The organism is Bacillus sp. FSL R5-0397, assembly GCF_038593395.1.
Lineage (GTDB): Bacteria > Bacillota > Bacilli > Bacillales > Bacillaceae > Bacillus > Bacillus altitudinis.
This window is the reverse complement of sequence record NZ_CP151992.1, coordinates 551702-577263: the sequence shown is the minus strand read 5'-3', so window position 1 is coordinate 577263 and position 25562 is coordinate 551702. Positions and strand designations below refer to the sequence as shown.

Sequence of the window (25562 nt, the reverse complement as noted above, 5' to 3'; positions counted from 1 at the left end):
CCTTTATTTAAACGATCTTCTCCTATTAAATCCTGTTACTAGTAAACTTTAATTATCTTAGATTTACTCCTATTTCCTGCAGCATCCTTTAAATAAATTGATAAGACTGTGTTCTTCTTTTGTTTTTTTATTCTCACTTTAAATTGTCCACTTTTATTAACTTTCGCTGTTCCTAATTTTTTGTTTTTTTGATAAACATGAACTGTCGCATATTTTTCGCCTTTACCTGTTATAAATGTTGATTTTTTTGTGACTTTATTAACAGCTGGCACTGCTGGTGGAGTTCTATCTAAGACTTTTACAGATTTGCTACCGCTTCTTACTCCATTGGCATCCACTAAATACACCGTGATTAAAGTTCCTGCTTTTTGTTTAGGAATTTTAATTAAATATTTACCTTTGCTAGCTTTTGTTGAACCCAATTTTTTCTTATCGACATAAGCATAAACTTTTGCATTAGTTTCTGCTTGGCCTGAAATATTTGTTGATTGATCAGTGATTGTCTTTATACTTGGTGTTTTGTCTGAATAAGAGACTTTCAAACGATATGTTTGACTAGATACACCATCCCAACTTCTAGGCTCAACAACAATATAGTATTTGTCTTTTTTTAAATTTAAATCGATAATTGGCTCTACTCCAAAAATATAAGGTGAATACTCCTTCGTTATTTCATTACCATTCTTGTCGTATAAGGCGACGGTTGCACCTTCCGTTACTCTATCTAGATTAATCTTTACTTTTCCATCTTTCACTGTGGAAAATTGATATACATCTCTATCTAAATCCGATTCGTGCTTTAATTTATAATATTGATTAGAGATAAGTGGATATGCTGTTTCAAAGGTGTCATTTGGTTCGTAAGTTTTTAAATCTCTTTTAAAAGGCCCTGGATACGTTACTTTAAGACGGTACTTCGCATTTGAAACCCCGCTCCAATTGTATGTTTGTGGTTTAATTTCGACATAATATTTTCCTTTTTTTATATTTTCATGGATAACAATATTTTCCCCAGCATTCCATGTATAGTCAGATACGATTTCATTTCTATTTTCATTATAAACAGTGACTTTTAATTTCGATGTTTCTTGGTCTAATGTGAGATACAACTCACCATCTTTATTTGAAGAAAACTGATAAACATCCTTATCAATATCACTGTCAATCGTTGATTTATAATAAATACCGTTAGATGCCTTCATGCTTGTTTCAAAAGTATCATTTGGTTCGAAAGTGGTTAAATTACGCTTAATTGCACCTGGATAGGTTACTTTCAGTTGATAAGTACCTCTAGTTATTCCTTTCCATTCGCTAGGCATCACTTCAATAAAATATGTTCCTTTTTTGAGTTGATTATTTAGTACTAAGGATTCTCCATAAAATGAAGATTCATTAACATCTATCCTATTTCCTTTTGCATCGGAGAGAGAGATTTTAAAAGAGGCAGATGCATTTTCTAGCCTTATATATATTTCCCCATCATTATTTGTTGTAAATTGGTAACGATTCATTGAATCCTTTGATTTCAATTCTCCGTTTACGGAGACTCCAGAAGACATATTCACATCTTCTGCACTTGCTAATAAAACATATGAAAAACTAAAGATAAATATAAAAACAAAAGACACCAAAATACGTTTCATTATTGCCACCACATTTCCAATTTTTTCACTGAATAAATTTTAACATATTTTACAAAGGAAAAATATTCTTTTATTTGGTTGATAAGTAAGATTTGTTTTTAATTTTATAATAAATTAACGAATAAACAGTTCACCTATAATGAAAATTTAATAAAATTTATGGAAATTCCGCATTTTGTCAATCTAGTATGTTATACTATACACTAACCTTTGAAGCATGAAATTTTTTACGAATACCTTGCACCATCTCCCTACTTGTACGCTAAGTAGGGTTTTTTCATGCAAAAAAAACAGGCCCTCTGTAGAGAACCTGTTTTGAAAAAGGAAGATTAAGCAGTTTTTTGAACGTTAGCAGCTTGAGCTCCACGAGAACCTTGCTCTACGTCAAATGTTACTTTTTGACCTTCGTCTAAAGATTTGAATCCGTCACCTTGGATAGCTGAGAAATGTACGAATACATCGTCGCCTTCTTCACGTTCGATAAATCCAAAACCTTTTTCTGCGTTAAACCATTTTACTGTACCTTGTTCCATGATTGTTGCCTCCTCGTGCGTTTACCACACAATGTATTATACTATCCTTGCCCAAAGTACCCTCAAGACGAAAAGTCAATCTTCATACTATCCTTTACGCCGAACAAAAATAATTACTTTTTATTATAGCATGAATCGGAAATAATTGCAATTTGTTGATTTAAAAGCTTATCACACATGACATAGTGACTCAAATAAGAGAGGTGAATTGATGGTAAAAAGAATAATCTAGTTCCGTCTCACTCCAGTAAACTCTTATTGATAAATACTACACATTTTCCGACTCAAGTCTATTTAACCAGTTATGGACTAATGAATGAAACACATCGGGTTGTTCAATCTGCAGGTTGTGACCAGCCATATCAAGCACTGCAAAAGTGGCCCTTGGATAGTCTTCGATCAGCCGCCACGCATCGTGATATCCGACGACATGGTCTTGACGTCCTGTGATCATGAGCGTAGGATACTGAAATTCAGAAGGAATATCGAAAGTAAAGCCATATCCATTTTGAAGAATATTGTTGATGAATTCATGATTTGTTTGTTTAGAAGGAAGGTAAATTTCATCGCGAAACCTCTCCCATTCCGTTTTTCCTTGCACAACCGCCATGGAGCAAAATTCATCCGCCTCTTCTGAAGACAGTTGTGAAATTAAGTGACTGTCACTTTTTAGAACGGTCTTCTCTGGCACGACTCTTTTATCGAATACAGGTATAGTCATTGGAGCCACAAGCAGTAATCCACGAACGGTTTCCCGGCGTGAATGAACAATACCTCTAGCTATGTACCCTCCATACGAATAACCACAAACAATGAACTGTTCATCAGGGATCATCTCGTCCAAAAGACGCAATACCGCTTCTAACATATCATCTGAGTTCTGAATAGATGGATGCGGCTTGGAACGTCCCATCCCCGGTAAGTCTATGTATATTCTTTTCCAACCGCTTTGTTTTTCAAATACCGGTTCCAATGCATGTAACATCACTTGATGGTCAAGTGTCCAACCATGCAATATCACGATCGGAAATCCCTCTCCAATGACTTTATGGTAAATTGACATGTATTTTCCTCCTTTCCTAACCTTCAACATTTTATCACAATTTGAGCAATATTCTTCGTTTCACAGAACTTGATATTATCGTAATGCCATAGATAATGGTTCTATCACTTCGAAAACATAAAAAACCAAAGGTCTATAACCTTTGGTTTCTTAGATGCGGCCGAGAGGACTTGAACCTCCACGGGTTATTCACCCACTAGGCCCTCAACCTAGCGCGTCTGCCATTCCGCCACGACCGCGTGTATGATGTGCTCATATATTCATAAGTGCACTGTTTAAAAACAATGCGGGTGAAGGGACTTGAACCCCCACGTCATAAAGACACTAGATCCTAAGTCTAGCGCGTCTGCCAATTCCGCCACACCCGCGTGACAATGGTGAGCCATGAAGGACTCGAACCTTCGACCCTCTGATTAAAAGTCAGATGCTCTACCAACTGAGCTAATGGCTCATCTGCTATGCAGAAAAACATATATAAAAAAATGGCTGGGCTAGCTGGATTCGAACCAACGCATGACGGAGTCAAAGTCCGTTGCCTTACCGCTTGGCTATAGCCCAACGAATCAACATAAAAAAAGAAAACATGACCCGTACGGGATTCGAACCCGTGTTACCGCCGTGAAAGGGCGGTGTCTTAACCGCTTGACCAACGGGCCATATGATAATGGCGGAGAAGGAGGGATTTGAACCCTCGCGCCGCTTGCGCGACCTACACCCTTAGCAGGGGCGCCTCTTCAGCCACTTGAGTACTTCTCCATTATGGCTCCGCAGGTAGGACTCGAACCTACGACCGATCGGTTAACAGCCGATAGCTCTACCACTGAGCTACTGCGGAATAATAAGACATGTTTTATTATATCTATGCCAGAAAAATGTGTCAAGAATTTTTAAGCGTTTCATTCCTGCTTCATTTGCGACGGCTTTTATAATTTAACATATACTAATATAACAGTCAAGCCTTTTTCCATGCCATTTGTTTAACTTGGCAGAAAGCCCCCGACCTCCACGTAGACCAAGGGCCTTGATGCAGCCTTCCTCATAAGATTAAGACAGATGAAACTTTCGCATCCACTTATAAAAAGTACTTCTTGGTACTCCTGCTAACCTCGCTGCTTCTGACACATGACCTTTTGTTTTATGCAGTGCGTCTATCACTGTTTGCTTTTGAATGCGTTCCCTGAATGTGAGTTCTTTTGAAGTCTCGGGTTGCTCTGCTGGATGCAGCTTCTGTTTTTTCTGATCAATCGTCTCTAATACTGAAGCATATTGCGATTCACTAATCCATCCGCCTTTCGGAAAGAGGACCCTTAGATGTTCAAACAGGTTAAAAAGCTCTCGTATATTCCCTGGCCAATGATACGCCTGTAATTTCTGAAAAAATGATTCAGGAAACGCTGCATTCCAGTGATGCTTCTTTTGGTAATAACGATACAAATCATGAATGTCTTCTTTTCTTTCTCTAAGCGGCGGGATATTGATCGGATAGACATGAAGACGGTAATACAAGTCTTCTCGTATTTTTCCTTCCTTCAGCAGTTCGTTCATATTACGGTGAGTCGCTGTAATGATTCGAATATCCAAAGGGATTTCGTGTGTCCCGCCGAGCGGTACGACTGCCCTTTCTTCTATCACCCGAAGAAGCGCTACTTGCATCGCATATGGGATTTCGCCTATTTCATCTAGAAAGAGTGTTCCTTTATGGGCTTGTTCAAATTTTCCTTTAGCTCCGTGACGTTTTGCTCCTGTAAAAGCACCTTCAGCATAGCCAAACAGCTCACTTTCTAACAAGCTTTCAGGAATGGCTCCGCAATTAACAGCAATAAACGGCCCTTTATGCCTTTCACTGGCGGAGTGAATGGCTCTAGCGGCGAGTTCCTTCCCTGTCCCTGTTTCTCCCCAAATATACACATGAGCATCTGTTTGTGCCGCTCTCTTCATCTCACTAAGCGTCTGTTGAAATACCTTACTTGTTCCTGATTCCCCGGGAAATTGAGCAAAAGAAACGGTCATGCTGCTTTTCGCTACTTCTTCAAGAGAAAGGGATATGCCTAGCACCTTCCCGTCTTGCTCTGATTGAATGATCTGCTTTCCCCGGATAACAAATGGATGATCCTTAAGCCGCTCAACATCCATTCCATGCCAGTCTGAAAATCGATCTCTAATCGACCTGCTGGCAGACACAATTTGCTTTTTTTCATTACAGACCACATACGGTTCATCTGCTTCCACCTGCTGAAAACAATGAGTGATCAGTTCCATCTCTCTCCTTTTTTGCTCGACTTGAATGTCTCTCTCTATGGCATAAGCAACCGTTGAAGCCATTCCAAGCATAAAAGGGTGCTTGTTATCCGTCATACAGGAGATATCAATCACCCCTATGATCGTACCGTCCGCATCGCGAATTGGAGCAGCTGAACAACTCCAATGATGAGAGGCGATAGAAAAATGCTCCGTTCCGTTGATCGTCACCGCTTCTCCGATGACGAGTGCCGTTCCGATCGCATTTGTCCCTACATCTGTTTCAGTCCAGCGTGAACCCTCCATAAAATTAATTCTTCTGGCTTCCACCATCGTTCTTTCGCTTCCTGTCAGACTTAGCACATAACCATCTGCATCGATGAGTAAGGCCAGCATATCAGAATCTTTTAATTGCTGATTGATTTTATTTAAGTAAGGAAGAGCCGCATTTAGGAATAATGAATATTTCTTTTTTTGGGCACTGAATCGTTCCTTTTCTAACAACGACTGTCCTTTATCTAAATACGGATTCACATTTGCCTGTTTACACCTGTGCCATGATTCTGCCACTCTCTTATTCAGACGAGACTGATCAAGCAAACCTTCACGAACAAAACGTTTCCACGTATTTAAATAACAAGGCGTCGGATTCATTCCATCCTCTCCTCTGGGGGCTTTTTATTCATTATAGATAAACATAAAAGCGCTTTCAATTATCATTGGCTAACCCAAGAAGTCAATTGGATAGAAAAGGAGTCTCTTTCAGCAGTGCACCGCTCTTCCAATGGTTTGCAGAACGGCTTCGTGTATTGCCTCTGACAGTGTCGGATGTGCCGCAATAAACTGCTCTAATGTATCAGCGGTCAACTCTGCATGCATCATCACCGCCGCTTGTCCAATCATTTCTGTTGCATTCGGTCCAATGATTGAAACGCCTAATATTTCTTGATATTGCGGCTCTACAATGACCTTTACGTGACCGGCTGGTTGATTTAAGATTAATGCTTTTCCATTTGCAGAAAATGCACATGTCCCTATCCGAATCTCCTCATATTGTTTTCTAGCACTCTCTTCATTTAAACCAACACTCGCGATTTCTGGAGAGGTGTAGATGCACCTCGGAATCACTTGTTCATTGACCTTTATATGTTCACCTGATGCATGGGAAGCCGCAACCGTCCCTTCATGAAAGGCAGTATGAGCAAGCTGTACACCACCTGTCACATCACCGCACGCATAAATATGCGGGAGATTGGTTTGCATATGTTCATTGACGTAGATTCCATTTCTATCAAATTCAATTCCAATCTGATCAAGATTCAACTCTCCAAGTTGCGGAGTTCTGCCAATCGCCACTAAGCAAAGATCCGACTGGATGTCACAACGTTCTCCTTGATTATTCTCCACCACTACTTTTCTTGAAGAGGAATCAAGCTGTTTGACTGCGGCGGACGTCAAAATGTTTACACCCGTTTCTTCGAGCTGCTCGTGAAGACATTGTGCTGTATCACGATCTTCTTCTGGTAAAATGTGCACTGCACGTTCAACCATAACAACCTTTGATCCCATTCTGCTAAAGATGCTCGCAAACTCACAGCCAATCACCCCGCCCCCAATGATACAAAGTGAATCTGGGATCGAAGAAAGTGACATGGCGTCCTTGCTGTGAATGATCCATTCGCCATCAAAAGGTGCAAACGGTAAAGCCGCAGGCACAGCCCCTGTTGCAATAATGATTTGTTTTGCTTGAATGATTTCAGACTTTCCTTCACTTTCTATGAATAGCTCATGTGCTGATAGAAATGAAGCCTTCCCATTTACCACGGTAATTTTGTTTTTATTCATCAAGTAACGAACACCATCAGTGAGCTGCTTGACGACAGACTGTTTCCGCTTTTGGACAGCATTCCATTGAATGATAGGCTCATGTTCTGGAAGCTCAATTCCAAAATGTCCAGCCGATTTCACATGCTCATACATATCGGCGCTTTGCAAAAGTGCTTTGGTCGGGATACAGCCTTCATTGAGGCAGGTACCTCCCAGCTGACCTTGATCAATTAACACAACCTCTCTGCCAAAACGGGCGGCTGTTATGGCCGCCACATAACCTGCTGGTCCGCCTCCTATAATGACCAGTGTCATGGTACATTCACCTTCTTTCTATAAAAGAATGGATAATGGTTCTTCTAAGTGTGCTTTGACCGTTGATAAAAATGCAGAGGCAGGCACCCCGTCCAGCACGCGGTGATCAAACGTAAGACTGAGTGGTAGGATGGTCCCTTTGCACAATTCATCCTCTCGATAAACAGGGGTGTCATACATTGTTCCGACGCCAAGGATCCCCGCTTCCGGCGGATTCAAAATTGGTGTGAAATGCTCTACACCATACGCTCCAAGATTGGTGATGGTAAAGGTAGAACCTTTGATTTCGTCATGTAGAAGCTTTCCTTCACGTGCTTTTTTACCATACAATTTAATGCCCTTCGCCAGCTCTATCAGCGTTAACCGCTCCGCATGCCGAATGACCGGTACAGCCAATCCGTTATCTAACGCAGCAGCAATCCCAAGATGAACATTCTCAAAGGTTTCGACAACTCCGTTATGATATTGACTGTTCATCGCAGGATGTTCTAACAACGATAGGATCGCTGCTTTGGCTACAAAATCGGTGATGGTCAACTTTGTCTCGTAACGTGCGATGGCTGTTTCATTCAGCTGTTGTTGTAGGTTTGTCAGTTTTGTCACGTCCGCTTTCATCGTAATGGTTAATTGTGCACTTGTTTGCAGGCTTTCCATCATTCTTGAGGCAATTGTTTTCCGCATCATGTTAATAGGCTGTTGCACTGTCTCGTTTTGTTTCTTCTCTTTCCGTTCAGGAAGTGCACGAAGCACATCCTCTTTCGTAATTCTTCCACCTGGTCCTGTCCCCACTAGCGTATCAATGTCTAGATTTGCGCTATTCGCCATTTTACGGGCAACAGGGGAGATTTTCTTTCTCTCTTTCTTTGGTTTTGACTGGATTTCTTTTTCTTTCTTTCTCTCCACCTGTTCATTTCCTTCACCGATATAGCAGATGACCGTGCCGGGCGGTACACCTTCTCCCTCAGACACTTTTATATCCAAAATGGTTCCTTCAGCAGGTGATTCGATCTCCATTTCAATTTTTTCGGAGTTGATGCTTGCAATGCTTTCTCCTTTACTTACGGTCTCACCGACCTCTTTATTCCAGACAGATACCGTTCCTTCTTTCATCGACATGCCCAATTTAGGCATCACAACTTCGACAGCCATCTCCCTCTCTCCTTTCTCTAGTTCAAGATCTTGTCATGACTCTTGCCAATCATCTCTAATACGGTGTTCACAACTTTATCAGGTGTTGGCAGATAAATATCTTCAAGAGGTGGTGAAAATGGTACCGGTGTATGAGGAGCCGTCACTTTTTTGATTGGTGCGTCCAGTAAATCAAATCCTTTATCTGCAATCAAAGAAGAGATATCTGCGGCAATTCCGCATCTTGGATTTGCTTCATCGACAATGACAAGTCGATTTGTTTTTTCTACTGAAGTCAGAATGGCCTCCTCATCGAGCGGCGACAAGCTTCTTGGATCAATCACTTCCGCTTCAATACCTTGAGCAGACAATTGCTCTGCCGCTTCGAGTGCTGTATACACTTGTTTGCCCACCGCAAAGATGGTTACATCAGAACCTTCCCTCTTCACATCTGCTTGACCAAGCGGCAATGTGTAATACCTCTCCGGCACATCTCCTGTGATATTGTAAAGCGTCTTGTCTTCAAAAAAGATGACAGGGTCCTGATCCTCGATGGCTGCCAGCAGCAGCCCTTTGGCATCATATGGTGAAGAAGGCACAACTACTTTCAATCCAGGGATACTTGTAAATAGTGCATACAAACTTTGCGAATGCTGGGCAGCTGCTCTAAAACCCGCCCCATGGGTCGTTCTAATCGTGATTGGCACCTCTGCTTTTCCGCCAAACATGTATCGAAATTTTGCGCCTTGATTCAGCACTTGGTCAAGACAAGTACCGATAAAATCATTAAACATGAGTTCAGCAATTGGTCTTAGCCCTGTTGAAGCAGCAGCCATGGCCGCACCTATATAGCCAGCTTCACTAATCGGTGTATCAAGGACACGTTCACGCCCAAATTCCTGAACAATCCCTTTTGTTACACCAAGAACACCGCCCCATGCTTCATCATCCTGTAAGTGATCTACATGAGCACCTCCCGCAACATCTTCCCCCATTAAAATGACATCTTCGTCTCTTCTCATTGCCAGTTTAATCGCTTCATTCAAAGCACTAGACATGCTGATTTCTCTTGTCATTTCCCTCTCTCCTTTCAGATTTATTGATACGAAACATACACATCAGTTAACAATTCAGTATGATCTGGATATTCACTTTCTTCACTGAATCTTACGGCTTCATCTATCGCTTCTGCTACAGACGCTTCAATACTTGATATTTCTTGATCTGTTAGCAGCTGCTGCTTTAATAATTCGTTTTTAAAAAGAGTGATGGCATCTTTCTCTTCTTGATGTTCGGTTTTTTCTTGATTGGTTTTGTAGCGCTGAGCGTCTCCTTCAAAATGACCATAATTCCGATATGTCATGCATTCAATCAATGTCGGACCTTCTCCATTTTTTGCTCGTTCTATCGCTTGTTCTGCTGCTTGATAAACGGCTGTCACATCTTTTCCATCCACTTGAATACCCGGAATACCATAACTACCGGCTCGATCCACAATCGATTTGCAGCTTGAAGCATACGAAAATGGCGTCGCTTCCCCGTAACCATTGTTTTCTGCGATGAAAATGACTGGCAGTTTCCAGATGGCAGCGAGATTGATTCCTTCGTGAAAAGTCCCTTGATTGTTAGCACCATCCCCAAAAAAGCAAACGCTTACATTGTCTTTCTTTTTATATTTAGCCGTGAGGGCTGCCCCGCACGCAAGTGGAAAGCCGCCTCCAACAATCCCGTTGGCACCGAGCATTCCTTTATCAAAATCTGCAATGTGCATAGATCCACCTTTACCTTTACAAAGACCTGTGGCTTTTCCATAGATTTCTGCCATCATTCCTTTTAGATCACAGCCCTTGGCGATACAATGACCGTGGCCACGGTGTGTACTTGTAATACTGTCTTGTTCATTCAGATGAGCGCAGACTCCTACAGCAACAGCTTCTTCACCAGCATAAAGATGGACAAAACCTGGCAGGATCCCTTTTGTAAAAAGCATGTGTACTTGATCTTCAAATTGGCGAATCTCCTGCATTTTTTGATACATCCAAACGGCTTTTTCTTTTGTAAGTGCCATTTCCATGATAAAACCTCCTATCTTTTTTGCTTGCACTTCTATACAAGCAAAAAGCGTGCCAACATCATGGCGCTTGAAAGCTTAGGATTTGAGCGATTCCCATCGATCAAAAAAGAGACAAAATGAGACTCGCGTCTCTATTTGTCTCAATATGTCTACTTCATCTCACAAAAAAAGCACCCCATAAAGGAATGCATATCACTCTGAACCGATTGTACGCTGCCATTTTAATTTTCCTTTGCAGACGCCGCACACATAACGAGAGGTATCAACTCGCCTTTTCCTGATAAAATACTGACCGCATCCTGTGCAAACATATTCTTGTCGCTTCTGTCCACGTCGTTTATTTTGTACGGTCTTTAGCGCTGTACAAAAACGCGGGGCTCCTACTTGTTTTAATAACTCTTTAAAAGAACGGTCACGATGCTGATAGCCTTTTCCCTCAAGATGCAGATGATAATGACACAGCTCATGCTTGATGATTCCGATTAATTCTTCTCGTCCATGTTCTTCTAGGTATCGGCGGTTCAATTCGATATTGTGTGTTCCAAGTAAATATCTCCCGCCTGTCGTTTTAAGACGGTCATTAAAAACAGCCTGATGGCGAAACGCCTTACCAAAGAACTGCTCTGAAATGTCTTCTGTTAACTGCTGTAACTCTCTCTCGTTCAATCAAGATCGTTCCTTTCTATAAAAACCTCGAACGGGACAATTTCCTCTTTGCATACATTGAAGGTACACCCACTGTTTTGATCAAAGGAGGAATGGGCGATGCCCAACTGGCTGAAAAATCAGATGCAGAAAGCATTTTATGAGAAAAATCATTATCAAATCAAATTGCTTAATCAATGCTGGTACTTCTATAGAAAAAAGCATTCAGTCACATCAAGGCACACCCCATCCTAAGGTGCGCCTCGTTTTTTGTTTACTCTGGTTTTAGCATTGATAGAGCCACTCTGCCTTTTGCCTGGTCAACGGAGTCTACCCATACGGTCACAATGTCACCAACTGACACGACGTCAAGTGGGTGCTTCACAAAGCGGTTGCTCAGCTTGGAAATGTGGACAAGTCCATCCTGTTTTACGCCAATATCAACGAATGCGCCGAAGTCTACGACGTTTCTCACCGTTCCTTGTAGCTCCATCCCTTGCTTCAAGTCCTCCAATTTCAACACATCTGTTTTCAAAAGAGGTTTTGGTACTTCATCGCGCGGATCACGCTCAGGTCTTGTGAGCTGATCGATGATATCCTGGAGTGTAATTGGACCAATGTCAAGCTGCTGTGCGGCTTCGTCTAGCTTGACCTCTGCGATTTTCTCTTTTAACTGCTCTGTACCAAGATCGTCTGGCGTCATCTTAATCATGCGTAAAAACTGTTTTGTTTCTTTATAGCTTTCAGGGTGAATACCCGTGCGGTCAAGTGGATCTTGTCCATCTGTGATGCGCAGGAAGCCGATACACTGCTCATATGTCTTTGCACCAAGCCTTGGGATATCCTTCAGCTCTTTTCTGCTTGTGAATCTCCCAATTTCTTCACGGCGCTTGACGATGTTCCCTGCGACGGCTTTTGAAAGACCTGACACATATTGCAGCAGTGCCTGTGAAGCTGTATTAACGTTCACACCGACTTGGTTGACGACCGTCTCCACCACGAAGGTTAACGAGCTGTTTAATTGCTTTTGGCTCACGTCATGTTGGTATTGGCCTACTCCGACAGATTTTGGATCTATTTTTACGAGCTCTGCTAATGGATCTTGTAATCTTCGAGCAATGGATATAGCGCTTCGTTCTTCGACTTGCAAGTCTGGAAACTCTTCTCTTGCCAGTGCAGATGCAGAGTATACACTTGCCCCTGCTTCATTCACGATCAAATATGAAACTGGCTGGTCCAGCTCTTGGATCAAGTCTGCGATGAATTGTTCGGTCTCTCTTGAGGCTGTTCCGTTTCCGATCGCAATGACTTCAATGTTGGATGATTGAATGATTTCTTTCACTTTTTGTTTGGCTTCCGCTTTTTTCTGCACAGGCGGGTGCGGATAAATGACGCCAATATGATGGACTTTTCCTGTATCATCCACGACGGCTAATTTACAGCCTGTACGAAACGCAGGGTCCACCCCAAGTACACGTTTCCCTTTCATCGGCGGTTGAAGTAGGAGCTTTCTTAAATTTTCAGCGAAAATATGAATGGCTTGTTCCTCTGCTTTTTCTGTCAGCTCTTTTCGTATTTCCCGTTCAATTGAAGGCTGAATCAAGCGCTTGTATGCATCATCAATGGCCGCTTCAATGTAAGGCCTCGCCGTCGTTTGCTTGCCTTTTAAGACTTGTTTATCGAGGTAGAAACGAATATTTTCAGCAGGTGGTTCGATGGCTGCTTTCAAAATCCCTTCTTTCTCGCCTCGGTTGACCGCGAGTACACGATGAGGCACAATTTTTTTAATCGGCTCTTGATAGTCGTAATACATTTCATAGACGTTTTTCTCGTCGTTTTCAACGTCTTTTCCTGATGTGACAAGACTTCCCTTTTGGTACGTCTCACTGCGAATCCATTTCCGCATATCAGGATCATCCGCAAGCTGTTCAGCAATGATGTGCTGGGCGCCCTCTAGTGCTTCTTCTGCGGTTGTGACTTCTTTTTCTTCATTAATAAAAGCCGATGCTTTCTTTTCGATCTCATCGTTTGGCAGCTTCAGTAAATACTCCGCAAGCGGCTCAAGTCCTTTTGCTTTGGCTACATTTGCCTTCGTTTTTCGTTTTTGTTTAAATGGTCGATATAAATCTTCGACCTCTTGCAACTTATGCGCCTGTTCGATCTTCTGTTTTAATTCATCTGTTAATTTGTCTTGTTCAGCGATTAAGCGAATCACTTCTTCTTTTCGATTCGTCACATTTTGGATATATGTATAGCGTTCAGAAATGGTTTGAATTTGCACCTCGTCTAGTGAGCCTGTCTGCTCTTTCCGGTAGCGTGCAATAAACGGGACGGTGTTGCCATCCTCTAATAGCTGGATTACACTTCCAATTTGTTTTGTTGAAAGCTTTAATTCTGTCGCAATTTGTTTCAATAAAAAGTCAGATGTCTTCATACTTTGCATCCTCTCACTGTGTCTTCTCTTTTAGTGTATCAAAAAAACTGGCAAAACAGAAAAAAGGTCAGCTATTTCATGTAAGCTGACCAAGTACATAGGTGAGATCGTCTTTCTTGTCTTGTGTGTATGTTTCAAGTTCTTTTGCGATGTCTGCAACTGAATGGCTATGCTTTAAACACATTCGCATGTTTGGCACATTCAGCCCGTCTGAATACATAATGAATGTCGAACCTTTTTCGTAGGAATAGGTGTATGTTTTGTATTTTCTAGGTTTACCTGATAGATATCCTGATGTCGGAAGTGGATAAATATAGTCGCCAGAAGGTGCATTCAAGATAAAACGAATGTTACCAACCGAACAATAGGTAAACTGCTGCTGGGAAAAATTCACCTTTAATATGGCTACAGTGGCTCCGCGTTTATTTTTCATGGCCTGATTGCATCTATCGATGAGGGTTGTCACATCCTCATGTCCATATTCTTCGACAATTTCGCTGACTAAAGAAGATGATTCATTGGCGAACTGGCCGCTGCCTAATCCGTCTGCTACAGCACAAATTAGTTCTTCATCATCTGCTTTAATAAAAAAACTGTCCCCGCAGCATGATTTTCCTTCTTTGTTCGATTGATAGATAATGGCGTTTACATGCTCATGCTGTTCGATCTGCTTCATTACCCTAGCTCCATAGACGCATCTTCTGACAGTGCATCTCGTAGCTTTTTAACTGCCTTCCGCTGCAGCCTTGATACATGCATTTGAGATATGCCGAGTAAATCGCCTGTTTCTTTCTGGCTTTTATTTTGCAAGTACGTGAGATTGATAATTTCTTTTTCTCTATCTGTCAGAACGTGAAGCACACTTTCAAGCATCATTTTTTGGTTTACACGTTCGTACCCTTCTTCTTGTGAGCCGACGACGTCTAAAATCGTCACAGTGCTTCCTTCAGAATCTGCCTCTACGCCTTGGTCAACAGACAGCGCTTGATAGCTTTTGCCCATCTCCATTGTTTCAAGCACTTCTTCTTCTGTTACATCTAGATATTCTGCGATTTCTTGTACTTTAGGTGACTTTTGCGTTTCCGTTGTCAGGTGATCAACAGCCATCTTGATTCTTGGTCCAAGCTCTTTAATTCGTCTTGGTACATGGACACTCCATGTTTTATCACGTAAAAAGCGTTTGATTTCCCCGATAATGGTTGGAATGGCAAATGCCTCAAATGATTTACCGACAAGTGGATCATAACGCTTAATTGCGCCAAGTAGACCAATCATTCCAACTTGTCTTAAATCTTCATGAAAGCTTTTTCCTTTGGAGTATTTCTTCGCGAGCATATCCACAAGATTTGTATAACACTCAACTAGTGTCAGCTGCGCCTGCTCGTCTTGGTTGGATTGATAGCTTTGAATGAGGCGATCCACTTCATCTTTAGTTAGTTTCATAGTTTTGGATGGTTGTGTCATGGTCAACTCGCTCCCTGTTTAAAAACTTTGTCATCGCCACGGTAACTCCGGAGTTTGCTTGCACCTCGACTTCATCCATCAATGTTTGCATTAAGTATAAACCAAGACCTCCTTCTGCCAATTGATCCACCGTATGAGCAGATGTGTACGGCCCTAGGTCTTCCTGCTTTTGCTTAAAGTCAAAGCTACCGCCTTTGTCTGCGACAATGATTTCTAGACGATCTTCGTAGACAAGAAAGCGAACAGCTACCTCTCCATCTTCACCGTCTTTTCCCTTATAGGCATGCTGAACTGCATTTGTACATGCCTCACTGACGGCAATTTTCAAGTCCTCAATCTCTTCGTAGGCATAGCCCATTCGGCTCGCTACGCCTGAAAGAGTCAGACGAATGATGCCTACGTATTCTGGTTTTGCCGGTATTTTCATCTCGATTAGATCTACTGTTTCGTTCATTGTACCCCACCCTCTGACTTTGCAGAAATGTCAATGATGTCCTTTAATCCAGTAATTTCAAACAACCTTACAAGCCGCTCTGATAAGTTCTCAAGCTTTAGTGTTCCACCTGCTTTTTGAGCTGCTTTAAACAACCCAACAAATACACCTAATCCTGTACTATCCATATACGTAACATCCTTCAAACAGATCTCTAGATGCTCTCCCGCCTCGGCTTTAGGCATGAGTGTTTCTCTTAGCTGAGGAGCAGAGTACACATCGATTTCTCCACTAACACTAATTTTCGTTTTTTGATCTATTTGATGCTCTTTTACAGACATATTCATTATGCATTCACCTCGAAATTCTTGTTTCCTTGAATTTTATATACCCGTCTATGCACTTTCTAAACCTTCCTTTTGAGGACAAGTAACGTAAAATCATCATGCAGCTGAAATTCTTGCAGCTTGAGTAAGCTGTCATAGATGGAATCCACCATTTCCTGAGCTGAATAGGATAGGTTCTCAGATATCAGGGCTTTGATATCCTCACGCTCTAGGAAGCCATCCTCCGATTTGGATTCTGTGACACCATCAGAGAATAAGATCACCATATCCCCTACGTCCAAATGCTTCTCATACTGCTTATAATCAAAGTCTGGTGCGATTCCAAGGACAAGACCTTTTGCATCTAAATCGTAAAATTGATTCTCTTTTTTGCAATAGAAAAAGCCCGGCTCATGTCCAGCCGATGCGTACTTAAATTCATGTGTTTCTTTATTATAGCTGCCATAAAACATGGTGATAAACATGCTTGGGTCTACGTTTTGCTCGACCACACGATTAAGGGTTTTGAGCACTTTCGTTGGGCCGCTGCCTGACTCTGGCAAGGAGTCCATCGCATACTTAATCATCGACATACAGAGCGCAGCTGGAATGCCTTTCCCAATGACGTCTGCAATCGCGATATTGATTGTATCGTGATCTGTTACGAAATGGTAATAATCCCCGCTCATCTGTTTTGCCGGCACACTGATGGCTCCGATATCAAATGTGTCTCCTTCTGGAATTTTCGTTTCCAGAAGGGTTTGCTGAACATTTGCAGCAATTTCAATTTCCGACTTAATTTCTTGCTGGATGCCTCTTAGTGTTAAATGCTCCTGGTAGGCAAGTCCGTATCCAATCATGACTTCAATTAAGAAGTCTAGTGAATGAAAGACATCTTCCGGCAAATCAGGGTAAAGCTCCTGAATCACTTTTCGGTGAACACTCACTATTTCTTCAGGAGGTATTTGATGCTCAATGGTTTTACGGCTAAATTTTTGAGCTTGATAAAGCGATGTTTCAGTTAAATCACTGATATAACGACTGAGCAGCTGATGATAACGCTGCTCCATTACCTCCTTAAAATCCATGGTTTCCCTCCTAGCGAAGCCACTTGACAGCTTGTATCTCAGTTCCTTGTTCTGGTGCGGAATCTAATTTAAATTCATCCATCAGTCTTCTGACGCCCGGCAAGCCTGCTCCGAGTCCGCCTGATGTAGAAAATCCGTCTTCCATTACTTTACGTATATCCATGATGCCAGGCCCCTCATCGGCTGCGATGACTTTGAGTCCACGCTTTCCGCGCTCCATCACTTCTTCTATACAAATCTGACCTTTACCAGCGTATAAATAGATGTTACGAGCTAATTCTGAAATGGCCGTCGTAATTCTTGCTTGGTCAACTGTTCCAAAACCAAGTTCTTTTGCAACATTCCGCCCCAATTGTCTTGCTGCGACTATGTCCCATTCCGTCAATATTTTTACACAGGATTGGTCTTTCATATCTATTCCCCCAATTCCCGCTTCAGTGTCTCAAGCCCTTGTTCAAGATCTAGTGCTGTCTGAATTTCTTCCAGTGAAATGCCAAGTTCAATAAGCGTCACAGCGACTGCCGGCTGTATTCCTGTTAATACAACTTTTGCCCCCATGAGCTTGGACATGGTGATCACATCGCCTAATACCTTTGCGATAAATGAATCAATCATATCGACGGATGTTAAGTCAATGACCACACCGTTTGCTCCTGTTTCATGAATTTTATTCAGTAAGTCTTCTTGAAAGTGAAGAGCTGTTTGATCATCAAGCTCCCACTGTATTGAAATCAGAAGACAATTATATAATTTTAAGATTGGAATCTTCGGGTGATTTCTCAATTGGTTATCCCTCCAATGAAACAATTTTTCGATTTGTCATTTCCAAAGCAGTTTGAATTCCTTTTTGAAGGGTATTCTTTGTTGTAACCTGAGATAAATCAATTCCAAGGTTAACGATCGTTTGGGCTATTTCTGGGCGAATACCGACAAGTAAACACTTCGCTCCTACTAATCTCACAGCCTCTGACGCTTGAATAATATGGTGTGCCACCATTGTGTCTACGACAGGTACACCCGTGATATCAATCAGGACGACCTGTGAGCGATGTTTGACGACACCATTAAGCAGGTTCTCCATAATTTTTTTCGCACGATCTGTATCAATTGTGCCAACAAGTGGCATGACGGTGATGTGCTCAAACACAGGGATTAGCGGGGCAGAAAGTTCCTGCAGCGCAATTTTTTGAAGGCTGACGGTTTTTTCCCATGAGATGGAATACTGGTTTAAGATCTCATTATGGATGGGTGTGATGAATCGATCGATTTGCCAGATGAGGTCATGACTTTCTTGTGTTGTATCTTTGTCATCGTTCATTTTTTCATATAAATGTGTACGGATTTCCGTTAGACCGTTTGCCAGTAACTTAAGTGATATACCCATTTGAACGATTTTCAAAGCAAAATTTTGCACTTTTTCTTCAAAATCCTCATGATCCCCCTCTGAAAGGGATGTAATGATGAGTTGAACATATTCCGAACAGATGGTTTCATACATTTTGTCGTTCAGCATCATGTCCGTTTCTTTTTCTCCGAGTCGTTTTAAAATGTCCGTCCACTCTGTTTCTAATTCCTTTTGGTGCTTTCTTGCAAAAGCTAACACGATATGATTCGACATGTTTTACCCCCTACTTACATTTAAAGCTCTTCTTTAGTCTTTCTTCATTATAACGTTAAAAAAAATTGAACACAAAAAAAGTTGCTCCCAATAGAGCAACCAAGTATCACCATATTAAAAATCAATAAGAGCCAAACTAACTTGTAAGGCTTCATCAACCTTCTCCATCATCTCATCATCAAGATGTGTGATTTTATCTGTCAATCTTTGTTTATCGATTGTACGAATTTGTTCCAAAAGAATGACAGAATCTCGTTCAAAGCCGTAGCGCTTTGCATTAATTTCGACGTGAGTCGGTAATTTCGCTTTTTGTATTTGGGCTGTTATGGCTGCAACGATAGCAGTCGGGCTGAAGCGATTTCCAATGTCATTTTGAATCACCAATACCGGGCGAACCCCGCCCTGCTCGGAGCCAACAACAGGAGATAAATCAGCAAAGTAAACATCACCGCGTTTAACAATCAAATGTTTAACCCCCGCTGACTAATCGCTCAACTGTATTCTCAGCCTCAAATTCTGCGTATTGTGCCTCTGAAGAGATATTCAGATTAATTTTCGCCATCTCCATGTAGCCGCGTCTCATCGATTCACGATTTTGTCGAATATTACGTTCACGAATATACGTTTTTGTCGCTCGGTAGATCAATTCATTTCTTGTTACCTTATCCTGCTCTGCTACTCGTTCGATCTCAGACATTAAAGCCTCCGGCAGTCGAATCTTCATTTCGTTTGTTGCGCTGGATTCAGACAAAAAACATACACCTCCACAAAACTTACGGATACCGTTTCGATCCATTCCAAGACTAATCATACCATTATTCAATGCACAAGCAAAGCTGTTTTTTCATGATTTCTTATTAGAACATGAAGCGGCTCGCCACCCGTAAATCAAGATGATAATGGAGTTCCTCTTTCCCATTATACGCTTTTTTCCGAAAATCATACGGTATTTCCAAAATCTCTAAAAAAGGGAGAATGTTTACCCTATTTTTGTCGAATAAAAAAGAACGAAGTCAGTTTGACTATCGTTCTTTTTGAATGTTGTTTATAAAAAACTTGACCCGCCTTGAAGGAGTGGATTCCGCACTTGCACTCTTTTGCCGTCTTCTATATATACTCTTGGAACACGGTGGCCAATCGAGCACGTGACTTCATAGTTAATGGTTTCAAGTCTTTTAGCGATTTCATCGACTGGTACCATGTCTTCTCCTTGCTTACCAATTAAAACGACCGGTTCCCCTACTGGAAGCTTGTCTTTCAGTTCAACCATGAATTGATCCATACAAACCCTTCCGGCGATCTTCCGGCGCTTTCCACCAACAAGTACTTCCGTTCCTGCCAGCTTCCGGATCCATCCATCTGCATAGCCAACTGGAACCGTGCCGATCCACGTATCTTGATTGGCTGTATACGTTGCTCCGTAGCTGACACTCTCACCCTTTTGAATGTGCTTCACATGGGCAAGTTTTGTATGAAGAGACATAGCTTCTTCGAGCTTGAAAGGCAGTTCATCCTTGATTTCTTCTGACGGTGACAGCCCGTACATACTGATACCGAAGCGAACCATGTTAAACAAGACGTCTTTAAACCTTAGACCCGCTGCACTGTTGGCGCAATGAACGAGCAGCTTGTCCGTATGAAGCGGCTCAAGCAGTGTTTGAAAGGTGTCGACCTGCCGATCAAAGTAGGACTCATCCTTTTCATCTGCTGTCGCAAAGTGAGTAAATACGCCTTCCAGCTGTAAATAAGAGTGCTCGCTGACAAGTTTTTTCACTTCGTTCACTTGCTCAATCGTTTTCACACCTAATCGGTTCATTCCGCTGTCTATTTTCAAATGAAATCGTATAGGCTGTCCCATCTGCCCTTTCATCATGTTGGTGACGTCTCTCAGCCAATCGATGGAGTATGCAGTCATGATGACATTGTATCGAACGGCGACTTTGACATATTCAGCAGGTACAGCGCCGAGTACCAGTATTGGTGCTTTGATGCCTTTATTTCTTAAAGAAATGGCTTCATCTAAAAAGGCGACGGCTAATACGTCTGCTCCTGCTTTGAGAGCAGCTCTTGTCACTTCTATATCTCCATGTCCATATGCATTGGCTTTCACCACAGCCATTAGTTGAACATTTTGACCGATATGATCTTTCATATGTGAAACATTATGCTTGATTGCTGATAAATTAATTTCTGCCCATGTGTCTCTATAAAAGGCGTTTGTGTCCATCCGTCACACTTCCCTATTGAATGATTCAATCCCCTCATATGATACTAAAAATCAGGAATAAAGTGAAACAAATCAAAGAAAATCAGCCCTTGTATAGGGCTGATGTTTCATATCTAAGGCTCTCGCCTGAGGTATTTATTTAGCTGACTGGCCTTCTACACTCTTTGCAACCATCAAGAGCTCTTCCTTCGATAGATCACTTGAAGAAATCAAGTAGTCAACTCCATCAGATGTCCAAGAAAGAGATTTGTCTGTCAGAACACCCACTGTCATGCCAAGATCGACTGGCTCGCCGTTCATTGTCACAGGCGTAGACGCTTCTGCTACCCGCGCTTTTTCCTGAATGAGTGTGAAGGATTTCTTTCCGCCATACGTCATCACATAACGCTTCCCGGCATCTGTTGTCATTTCTTTCTCTTCCATTTTCTTCACGCCCTCTGGCATATCCACAGGTGTTTTCACCGCAAAGCTGTCAGATGGATCTGCACTTGTGGCAACATCCATTTGAGAAAGTGTCATATTTTTCTTCTCATCAAAGGCGTCTTTGTCAAAGGATTTGTTGAATTCAAAGTGAGAGAATTCTACTTTCACCATTGGCTTTTTATCGCTATCCAGTACTTTCACACTGGCAGGCGCCATTGTTTTTTTATGAAAGGTAATCTCTTGGGTCGGCAGCATTTGGTTGTGCTGATAGTTGGTTTTTGTTTCAAAAACGTACTTCGACTCTTTTGCTTTGAACTGAGCTGCACTGTCATTTTTAATGTCTTTCACAAGTGATTCAAATAAATACACCTGACTGCTGTTGTTCGGCCAATCGCTGTGGAAGCGGAAGCTTTTGTTTAATGAAGGTGTCAGCACAAATACACCATTGCCATTTCTTAAAATGACTTGACTCTGATCCTTCTTCGGATTTTCTAAGTAGACACGGTAAAGCTCCGGCTTCTTGTACCAAATTTCCACATGGTATTCCTGCGGATCATTTCCTGTCTCAATGGTCATTTTTGCTTTGGCTTTGTATGATGTCATTTCCTCTGCCTTTTTGTTTAAATCTCCAACGATATCCTGTTGAGATTTTTGACCGCATGCGGAGAGAATCAGTACAAAAAGGATCCCCGTTACAAGCAAAACAAAGCTTTTTCTCACCCTTTTCAACCCCTTCGTTAATTGTGTTAAAAGGAAGAAACCGCTTGTTTGACTTTAACAGTACGCCTCAAGAGTTAACTGCGTACCGCGAACCATCAAAGCCTGTTAGCAACTCGCCCTTCCTTATCGCACTACCCAATATATGAAGGGGGGACAAACAATATGCAGACTAGCTTGACAACCTTTCAATTAAAACTTGTGCTGCAGCATATTCTTTTGTGTGTGTAATGGATACATGAACGTAGTCTTCTTTTGTTTTCTCACTTTTAATGAGAGGTTTTCCGTTCGCATCTTTTTGTATCTCGATGTCGTGAAAGCTGACATACTGACCAATTCCCGTACCGTATGCTTTTGCGAATGCTTCCTTCGCCGCAAAACGTCCTGCCAGAAACTCCAGCTGTCTCTTTTCACTTAGTGTGCGAAAGACTTCCTGTTCACGTAAAGTCAAAATTCGTTCTGGTAAACGGGGCTGCCTGCTAAGCACTCGTGACAGCCGGCCGATCTCTACAATATCCATACCGATTCCTTTAATCATGAGGTACCTCCTATGATACTCGTACTAATTTGGATGTTCGCTTCATAAACGTGTTACTATAAACTTACCATTATCTAGTCAAAAGGGGTTTGTTATGTTTATTCGAACGGAGAGCTTTCAACAATTTATTAGATCGTATCCAATCGTAACAGCGATCCTTGCTTTGCAAATCGGCCTATGGCTTTTATTTGCAATCCCTATTCCAATGATCCAGCTTGGGCAGGACCATCTCGTTGGTTTTAATTATGGTGTTGCAGCAGGAGAATGGTGGCGGCTTTTAACGCCTATTTTTCTTCACGGAAGTCTGACACATATTCTGTTCAATTCCATGTCGCTCTTCCTATTCGCTCCCGCACTTGAGTATTTGCTTGGAAAGGTTCGATTTCTTGTGATTTATCTGGGTGCTGGATTCATTGGCAATCTCGGAACCTATTGGGTGGAGCCTTTAGAGTACGTACATGTCGGGGCTTCTGGTGCGATATTTGGTTTATTTGGCGTCTATCTTTATCTTGTCCTATTTAAAACGCATATGATGGACCGTGGTAATTCTCAGGTCATCTTAACGATTCTCGGCGTTTCTGTCATTATGACGTTCGTCAACTCGAACATCAACATCATGGCCCACTTATTTGGATTGATAGGCGGCATGATCCTAGCACCGATCACCCTATTCTTCCATTCAAAAAAACGACGCTATTAAGCTCATAAAAAATGTCGATCACTCCGTTTAACGGGAGCTGATCGACATTTTTTGGTTTAAGTTGATTGATTCGTTTCATAGGAATACCAATCGCATACATGTGCAGCGTCTTCCTCTTCAAGGTGATGCACACCAAAGGAATCAAGCAAGGCAGAGGACTTCACAAAGGTGTGAATACTTGCCACCCGCCCTTTCTTTTGAAAATAAGATTGGGTCATCGTATAGTTTTGCATTCGTTTTCTTAAAACAATTCCGGTGGTCTTGCCGATACCTCTTGTCGTTAATTGAATCAGTTGATCTTTGATCACATATCCTGATTGTTTATAGGCTAAATACCCAAAGAACAAGGCAAATGGTAATGGAATCAGCGCCAAATATCCCCATGGTGGAAAACGTACAGAAAGGATTATACCTACAAGTAATGGAACAAATCCGTAAGATATCAGATAACGTTTTAGTGAACGCTTCGGCACTTTTTTCAATTCACTTTCTGGTGCCAGCTGATATTGATCTGTAAATTGCGTTAACAATTCATTGATTTTTTTCTTCCGTATGAGTGGAAATAAGACAGAAGAGGTCTCTTTTTCTGTAATGGAACCTCCTGCGCTGACAAGCATGACCGTCGCAAAACCAAATGGTTCACGAAGAATATTTTCCTTGATTTTCACTGCTTGAATTCTCGCAAGCGGAATGGTCATTTGATGCCTTTCGATGAGTCCTCTTGTGATGATGATGTCTTTCCCTTTTCGTTTTGCGTTAAAATTCGCATATTGAAGGGCTGTTACCCCAACACTAAGAATCCACGCAATCAATACGGCAATAAATATGAGAATCGCATAAATCTCAACACTCGCATGACTTAAAAAAGAAAACCGTTTGAGGAATCCGTCCAAAGGCAGAATTTCATCTATTTGTGTGTAAATGGCGAGACACCCAGAAATAATGACGCCGATTCCGCTTGAAGTGGTCGCAGCCAAAAGCAGCTCTGGTATACCCATTCGGTAGGAAACACTGATTTCTTTTTCTACAGGCTGTTGCGCTGTCAGAGGATCAGGGAGATCTAAATTTTCATCATTCATTTCTTCTTGTTGCAAGCTTTTCTTCCGGTTGAAAATCGATTGCTTTAATTGCTCAGCTTCTGCTTTTGTAATGGCCGTCAGGCTCACTTCAGGTCCATCCGTCCCGCCTGCCGTTTCGATTTGCACCCGAACCAAACCGAAAATCCGCTGGAAGATGCCTTCACTTGTATTCACCGTTTGAATTCGTTCTAATGAGATATACTTTTTCTTTTTGGTGATGACACCTGATTCTACTCGAAATTCATCGTCTTCCATTCGGTAGGTGAATCGTCTCCATGCTAAAACGGTTGAAACAGCTTTCCATAAAAGAAGCACACCAAGAATGATAAACGCATAAAAACGAATACTTGAATTCGAGTTCACAAAAATAAGCACGAAAAAAGGGATAATGAAGTTTTTGATCATGGATACGGCATCTGATATAAAATCAATGAACATCGAGATTGGATGTACACGTTTTGGTTCAGACATCATCTTCCGTCACCCTTGCTAATCGAGATATGTAATCGCGAAGCTCATCTGCCTCTTCTAATTCCAGTGCCGGAATATCATGCACTGTCGCAGCAGTAGAAATTTGAACAGATGCCAACCGGTAGTGCCTTAAAAGCGGCCCTTGGGATGTATCCACATGCTGAACACGTACCATTGGCACAATGACACGTGTGACACGAATCAGTCCGTGCTGTATTTCAATTTCGTTCTCAAATACTTCGTAGCGCCAGATGTGGTGGCGGATTTTCGGTATGAGCCAGATTCCGAAGATGACCTGTAAAATCCACAAACCGATGAGGATGGCTCCAATCCAATATGGCCATTGAAAATAATAACTAGCTACAAATACCCCAATGATGATGAATAAGAAAATCAATGAGATAATTCCATTTTGAAGACGCCATACTTTTAATCCATTTAAGCTGATTTGACGTTGCGGCTGTTTTCTCACATTCTTCCCCCATTCTCTTACTTTTCTATCAATATATTACGAAAGAAAGCCTAAAAAGTTTCATTAGGCCTGTTAAAAAAAGCGAACCCTGCAAAGGATTCGCTTT

The 25562-nt window shown here is 41.8% G+C and carries 27 protein-coding genes and 7 tRNA genes; 2 read left to right on the top strand and 32 right to left on the bottom strand.

Going from position 1 to position 25562, the window contains the following annotated elements:
- Nucleotides 1-38: 38 nt before the first annotated feature.
- The 16 genes from NSQ70_RS02780 to NSQ70_RS02705 form a co-directional block, all read right to left on the bottom strand.
- Nucleotides 39-1643, bottom strand: coding sequence for an Ig-like domain-containing protein (locus tag NSQ70_RS02780; RefSeq protein WP_138278143.1), 1605 nt, complete (start codon nucleotides 1641-1643; stop codon nucleotides 39-41).
- Between the two features lie 329 nt (nucleotides 1644-1972).
- The gene (locus NSQ70_RS02775) at nucleotides 1973-2176 is read right to left on the bottom strand and encodes a cold-shock protein (protein WP_003214229.1); all 204 of its coding nucleotides are present in this window, start codon (nucleotides 2174-2176) and stop codon (nucleotides 1973-1975) included.
- Between the two features lie 268 nt (nucleotides 2177-2444).
- Complete coding sequence (locus NSQ70_RS02770; RefSeq protein WP_035390362.1) at nucleotides 2445-3239, bottom strand: alpha/beta hydrolase; 795 nt, start codon at nucleotides 3237-3239, stop codon at nucleotides 2445-2447.
- A 155-nt stretch (nucleotides 3240-3394) separates the two neighbouring features.
- Nucleotides 3395-3478: transfer RNA gene (locus NSQ70_RS02765), tRNA-Leu, on the bottom strand.
- Nucleotides 3479-3524: 46 nt separating this feature from the next.
- A tRNA-Leu gene (locus NSQ70_RS02760) sits at nucleotides 3525-3607 on the bottom strand.
- A gap of 7 nt (nucleotides 3608-3614) precedes the next feature.
- Nucleotides 3615-3690 (bottom strand) — tRNA-Lys (locus NSQ70_RS02755).
- Nucleotides 3691-3722: 32 nt separating this feature from the next.
- Nucleotides 3723-3797: transfer RNA gene (locus tag NSQ70_RS02750), tRNA-Gln, on the bottom strand.
- Between the two features lie 26 nt (nucleotides 3798-3823).
- Nucleotides 3824-3895: transfer RNA gene (locus tag NSQ70_RS02745), tRNA-Glu, on the bottom strand.
- Nucleotides 3896-3904: 9 nt separating this feature from the next.
- A tRNA-Ser gene (locus NSQ70_RS02740) sits at nucleotides 3905-3995 on the bottom strand.
- Nucleotides 3996-3999: 4 nt separating this feature from the next.
- Nucleotides 4000-4074 (bottom strand) — tRNA-Asn (locus NSQ70_RS02735).
- Between the two features lie 209 nt (nucleotides 4075-4283).
- Entirely contained in the window at nucleotides 4284-6131 is a 1848-nt protein-coding gene (locus tag NSQ70_RS02730) for a sigma-54-dependent Fis family transcriptional regulator (protein ID WP_342502429.1), read from the bottom strand.
- 108 nt (nucleotides 6132-6239) lie between these two features.
- On the bottom strand, nucleotides 6240-7619 hold the full coding sequence (gene lpdA, locus NSQ70_RS02725) for a dihydrolipoyl dehydrogenase (RefSeq protein WP_335352463.1): 1380 nt from the start codon (nucleotides 7617-7619) through the stop codon (nucleotides 6240-6242).
- An 18-nt stretch (nucleotides 7620-7637) separates the two neighbouring features.
- Nucleotides 7638-8768, bottom strand: a complete 1131-nt coding sequence (locus tag NSQ70_RS02720) for a dihydrolipoamide acetyltransferase family protein (protein ID WP_217967515.1) — start codon at nucleotides 8766-8768, stop codon at nucleotides 7638-7640.
- A gap of 17 nt (nucleotides 8769-8785) precedes the next feature.
- The gene (locus tag NSQ70_RS02715) at nucleotides 8786-9823 is read right to left on the bottom strand and encodes an alpha-ketoacid dehydrogenase subunit beta (RefSeq protein WP_024719198.1); all 1038 of its coding nucleotides are present in this window, start codon (nucleotides 9821-9823) and stop codon (nucleotides 8786-8788) included.
- 20 nt (nucleotides 9824-9843) lie between these two features.
- Entirely contained in the window at nucleotides 9844-10821 is a 978-nt protein-coding gene (locus NSQ70_RS02710) for a thiamine pyrophosphate-dependent dehydrogenase E1 component subunit alpha (RefSeq protein WP_342502428.1), read from the bottom strand.
- Between the two features lie 192 nt (nucleotides 10822-11013).
- Nucleotides 11014-11487, bottom strand: coding sequence for a SprT family protein (locus NSQ70_RS02705; protein WP_017358389.1), 474 nt, complete (start codon nucleotides 11485-11487; stop codon nucleotides 11014-11016).
- A 99-nt stretch (nucleotides 11488-11586) separates the two neighbouring features.
- On the opposite strand from NSQ70_RS02705, the gene cmpA reads away from it, so the two are divergent.
- Nucleotides 11587-11721 (top strand): cortex morphogenetic protein CmpA, encoded by a 135-nt coding sequence (gene cmpA, locus NSQ70_RS02700; protein WP_008346893.1) that lies wholly within the window; start codon nucleotides 11587-11589, stop codon nucleotides 11719-11721.
- 19 nt (nucleotides 11722-11740) lie between these two features.
- Here the strand turns inward: cmpA and NSQ70_RS02695 are convergent, their stop codons facing one another.
- The 14 genes from NSQ70_RS02695 to acpS all read right to left on the bottom strand — a co-directional run bounded on the left by NSQ70_RS02695 (nucleotide 11741) and on the right by acpS (nucleotide 22734).
- Entirely contained in the window at nucleotides 11741-13900 is a 2160-nt protein-coding gene (locus NSQ70_RS02695; RefSeq protein WP_041507146.1) for a Tex family protein, read from the bottom strand.
- 76 nt (nucleotides 13901-13976) lie between these two features.
- A complete protein-coding gene (locus NSQ70_RS02690) occupies nucleotides 13977-14576 on the bottom strand; it encodes a PP2C family serine/threonine-protein phosphatase (protein ID WP_017358391.1) in 600 nt (199 codons plus the stop codon).
- A complete protein-coding gene (gene sigB, locus NSQ70_RS02685; protein WP_012009000.1) occupies nucleotides 14576-15364 on the bottom strand; it encodes an RNA polymerase sigma factor SigB in 789 nt (262 codons plus the stop codon). The genes NSQ70_RS02690 and sigB overlap by 1 nt, the downstream gene beginning before the upstream one ends.
- The gene (rsbW, locus tag NSQ70_RS02680; protein ID WP_017358392.1) at nucleotides 15330-15818 is read right to left on the bottom strand and encodes an anti-sigma B factor RsbW; all 489 of its coding nucleotides are present in this window, start codon (nucleotides 15816-15818) and stop codon (nucleotides 15330-15332) included. Before rsbW ends, sigB begins: the two co-directional genes overlap by 35 nt.
- Nucleotides 15815-16144 (bottom strand): anti-sigma factor antagonist, encoded by a 330-nt coding sequence (locus NSQ70_RS02675; protein WP_017358393.1) that lies wholly within the window; start codon nucleotides 16142-16144, stop codon nucleotides 15815-15817. Before NSQ70_RS02675 ends, rsbW begins: the two co-directional genes overlap by 4 nt.
- Before the next feature lie 59 nt (nucleotides 16145-16203).
- Nucleotides 16204-17211, bottom strand: a complete 1008-nt coding sequence (locus tag NSQ70_RS02670) for a PP2C family protein-serine/threonine phosphatase (protein WP_017358394.1) — start codon at nucleotides 17209-17211, stop codon at nucleotides 16204-16206.
- 10 nt (nucleotides 17212-17221) lie between these two features.
- Nucleotides 17222-17623, bottom strand: coding sequence for an anti-sigma regulatory factor (locus NSQ70_RS02665; protein WP_003214085.1), 402 nt, complete (start codon nucleotides 17621-17623; stop codon nucleotides 17222-17224).
- Between the two features lie 2 nt (nucleotides 17624-17625).
- Entirely contained in the window at nucleotides 17626-17994 is a 369-nt protein-coding gene (gene rsbS / locus NSQ70_RS02660) for an RsbT antagonist protein RsbS (RefSeq protein WP_003214235.1), read from the bottom strand.
- 4 nt (nucleotides 17995-17998) lie between these two features.
- Nucleotides 17999-18829: an RsbT co-antagonist protein RsbRA gene (locus NSQ70_RS02655; RefSeq protein ID WP_017358395.1), complete on the bottom strand. Its 831-nt coding sequence runs from the start codon at nucleotides 18827-18829 to the stop codon at nucleotides 17999-18001.
- Nucleotides 18830-18943: 114 nt separating this feature from the next.
- The gene (ndoA, locus tag NSQ70_RS02650) at nucleotides 18944-19294 is read right to left on the bottom strand and encodes a type II toxin-antitoxin system endoribonuclease NdoA (protein ID WP_003214169.1); all 351 of its coding nucleotides are present in this window, start codon (nucleotides 19292-19294) and stop codon (nucleotides 18944-18946) included.
- A 4-nt stretch (nucleotides 19295-19298) separates the two neighbouring features.
- Nucleotides 19299-19580 (bottom strand): hypothetical protein, encoded by a 282-nt coding sequence (locus NSQ70_RS02645; protein ID WP_003214273.1) that lies wholly within the window; start codon nucleotides 19578-19580, stop codon nucleotides 19299-19301.
- 294 nt (nucleotides 19581-19874) lie between these two features.
- Entirely contained in the window at nucleotides 19875-21056 is a 1182-nt protein-coding gene (alr, locus tag NSQ70_RS02640) for an alanine racemase (protein ID WP_047946997.1), read from the bottom strand.
- A 135-nt stretch (nucleotides 21057-21191) separates the two neighbouring features.
- Nucleotides 21192-22208, bottom strand: a complete 1017-nt coding sequence (locus tag NSQ70_RS02635) for an outer membrane lipoprotein-sorting protein (RefSeq protein ID WP_007496489.1) — start codon at nucleotides 22206-22208, stop codon at nucleotides 21192-21194.
- A gap of 160 nt (nucleotides 22209-22368) precedes the next feature.
- On the bottom strand, nucleotides 22369-22734 hold the full coding sequence (gene acpS / locus NSQ70_RS02630) for a holo-ACP synthase (RefSeq protein ID WP_017366663.1): 366 nt from the start codon (nucleotides 22732-22734) through the stop codon (nucleotides 22369-22371).
- A 94-nt stretch (nucleotides 22735-22828) separates the two neighbouring features.
- Between acpS and NSQ70_RS02625 the strand changes: the two genes are divergently transcribed.
- Nucleotides 22829-23434 carry a rhomboid family intramembrane serine protease gene (locus NSQ70_RS02625; protein WP_342502427.1) on the top strand — a complete coding sequence of 202 codons (606 nt, stop codon included), beginning with the start codon at nucleotides 22829-22831 and terminating at the stop codon, nucleotides 23432-23434.
- Between the two features lie 56 nt (nucleotides 23435-23490).
- On the opposite strand, the gene NSQ70_RS02620 is transcribed toward NSQ70_RS02625, so the two are convergent.
- Both NSQ70_RS02620 and NSQ70_RS02615 read right to left on the bottom strand, forming a co-directional pair.
- The gene (locus tag NSQ70_RS02620) at nucleotides 23491-24987 is read right to left on the bottom strand and encodes a PH domain-containing protein (protein WP_342502426.1); all 1497 of its coding nucleotides are present in this window, start codon (nucleotides 24985-24987) and stop codon (nucleotides 23491-23493) included.
- A complete protein-coding gene (locus NSQ70_RS02615) occupies nucleotides 24977-25456 on the bottom strand; it encodes a PH domain-containing protein (protein ID WP_041092980.1) in 480 nt (159 codons plus the stop codon). The genes NSQ70_RS02620 and NSQ70_RS02615 overlap by 11 nt, the downstream gene beginning before the upstream one ends.
- Nucleotides 25457-25562 lie beyond the last annotated feature (106 nt).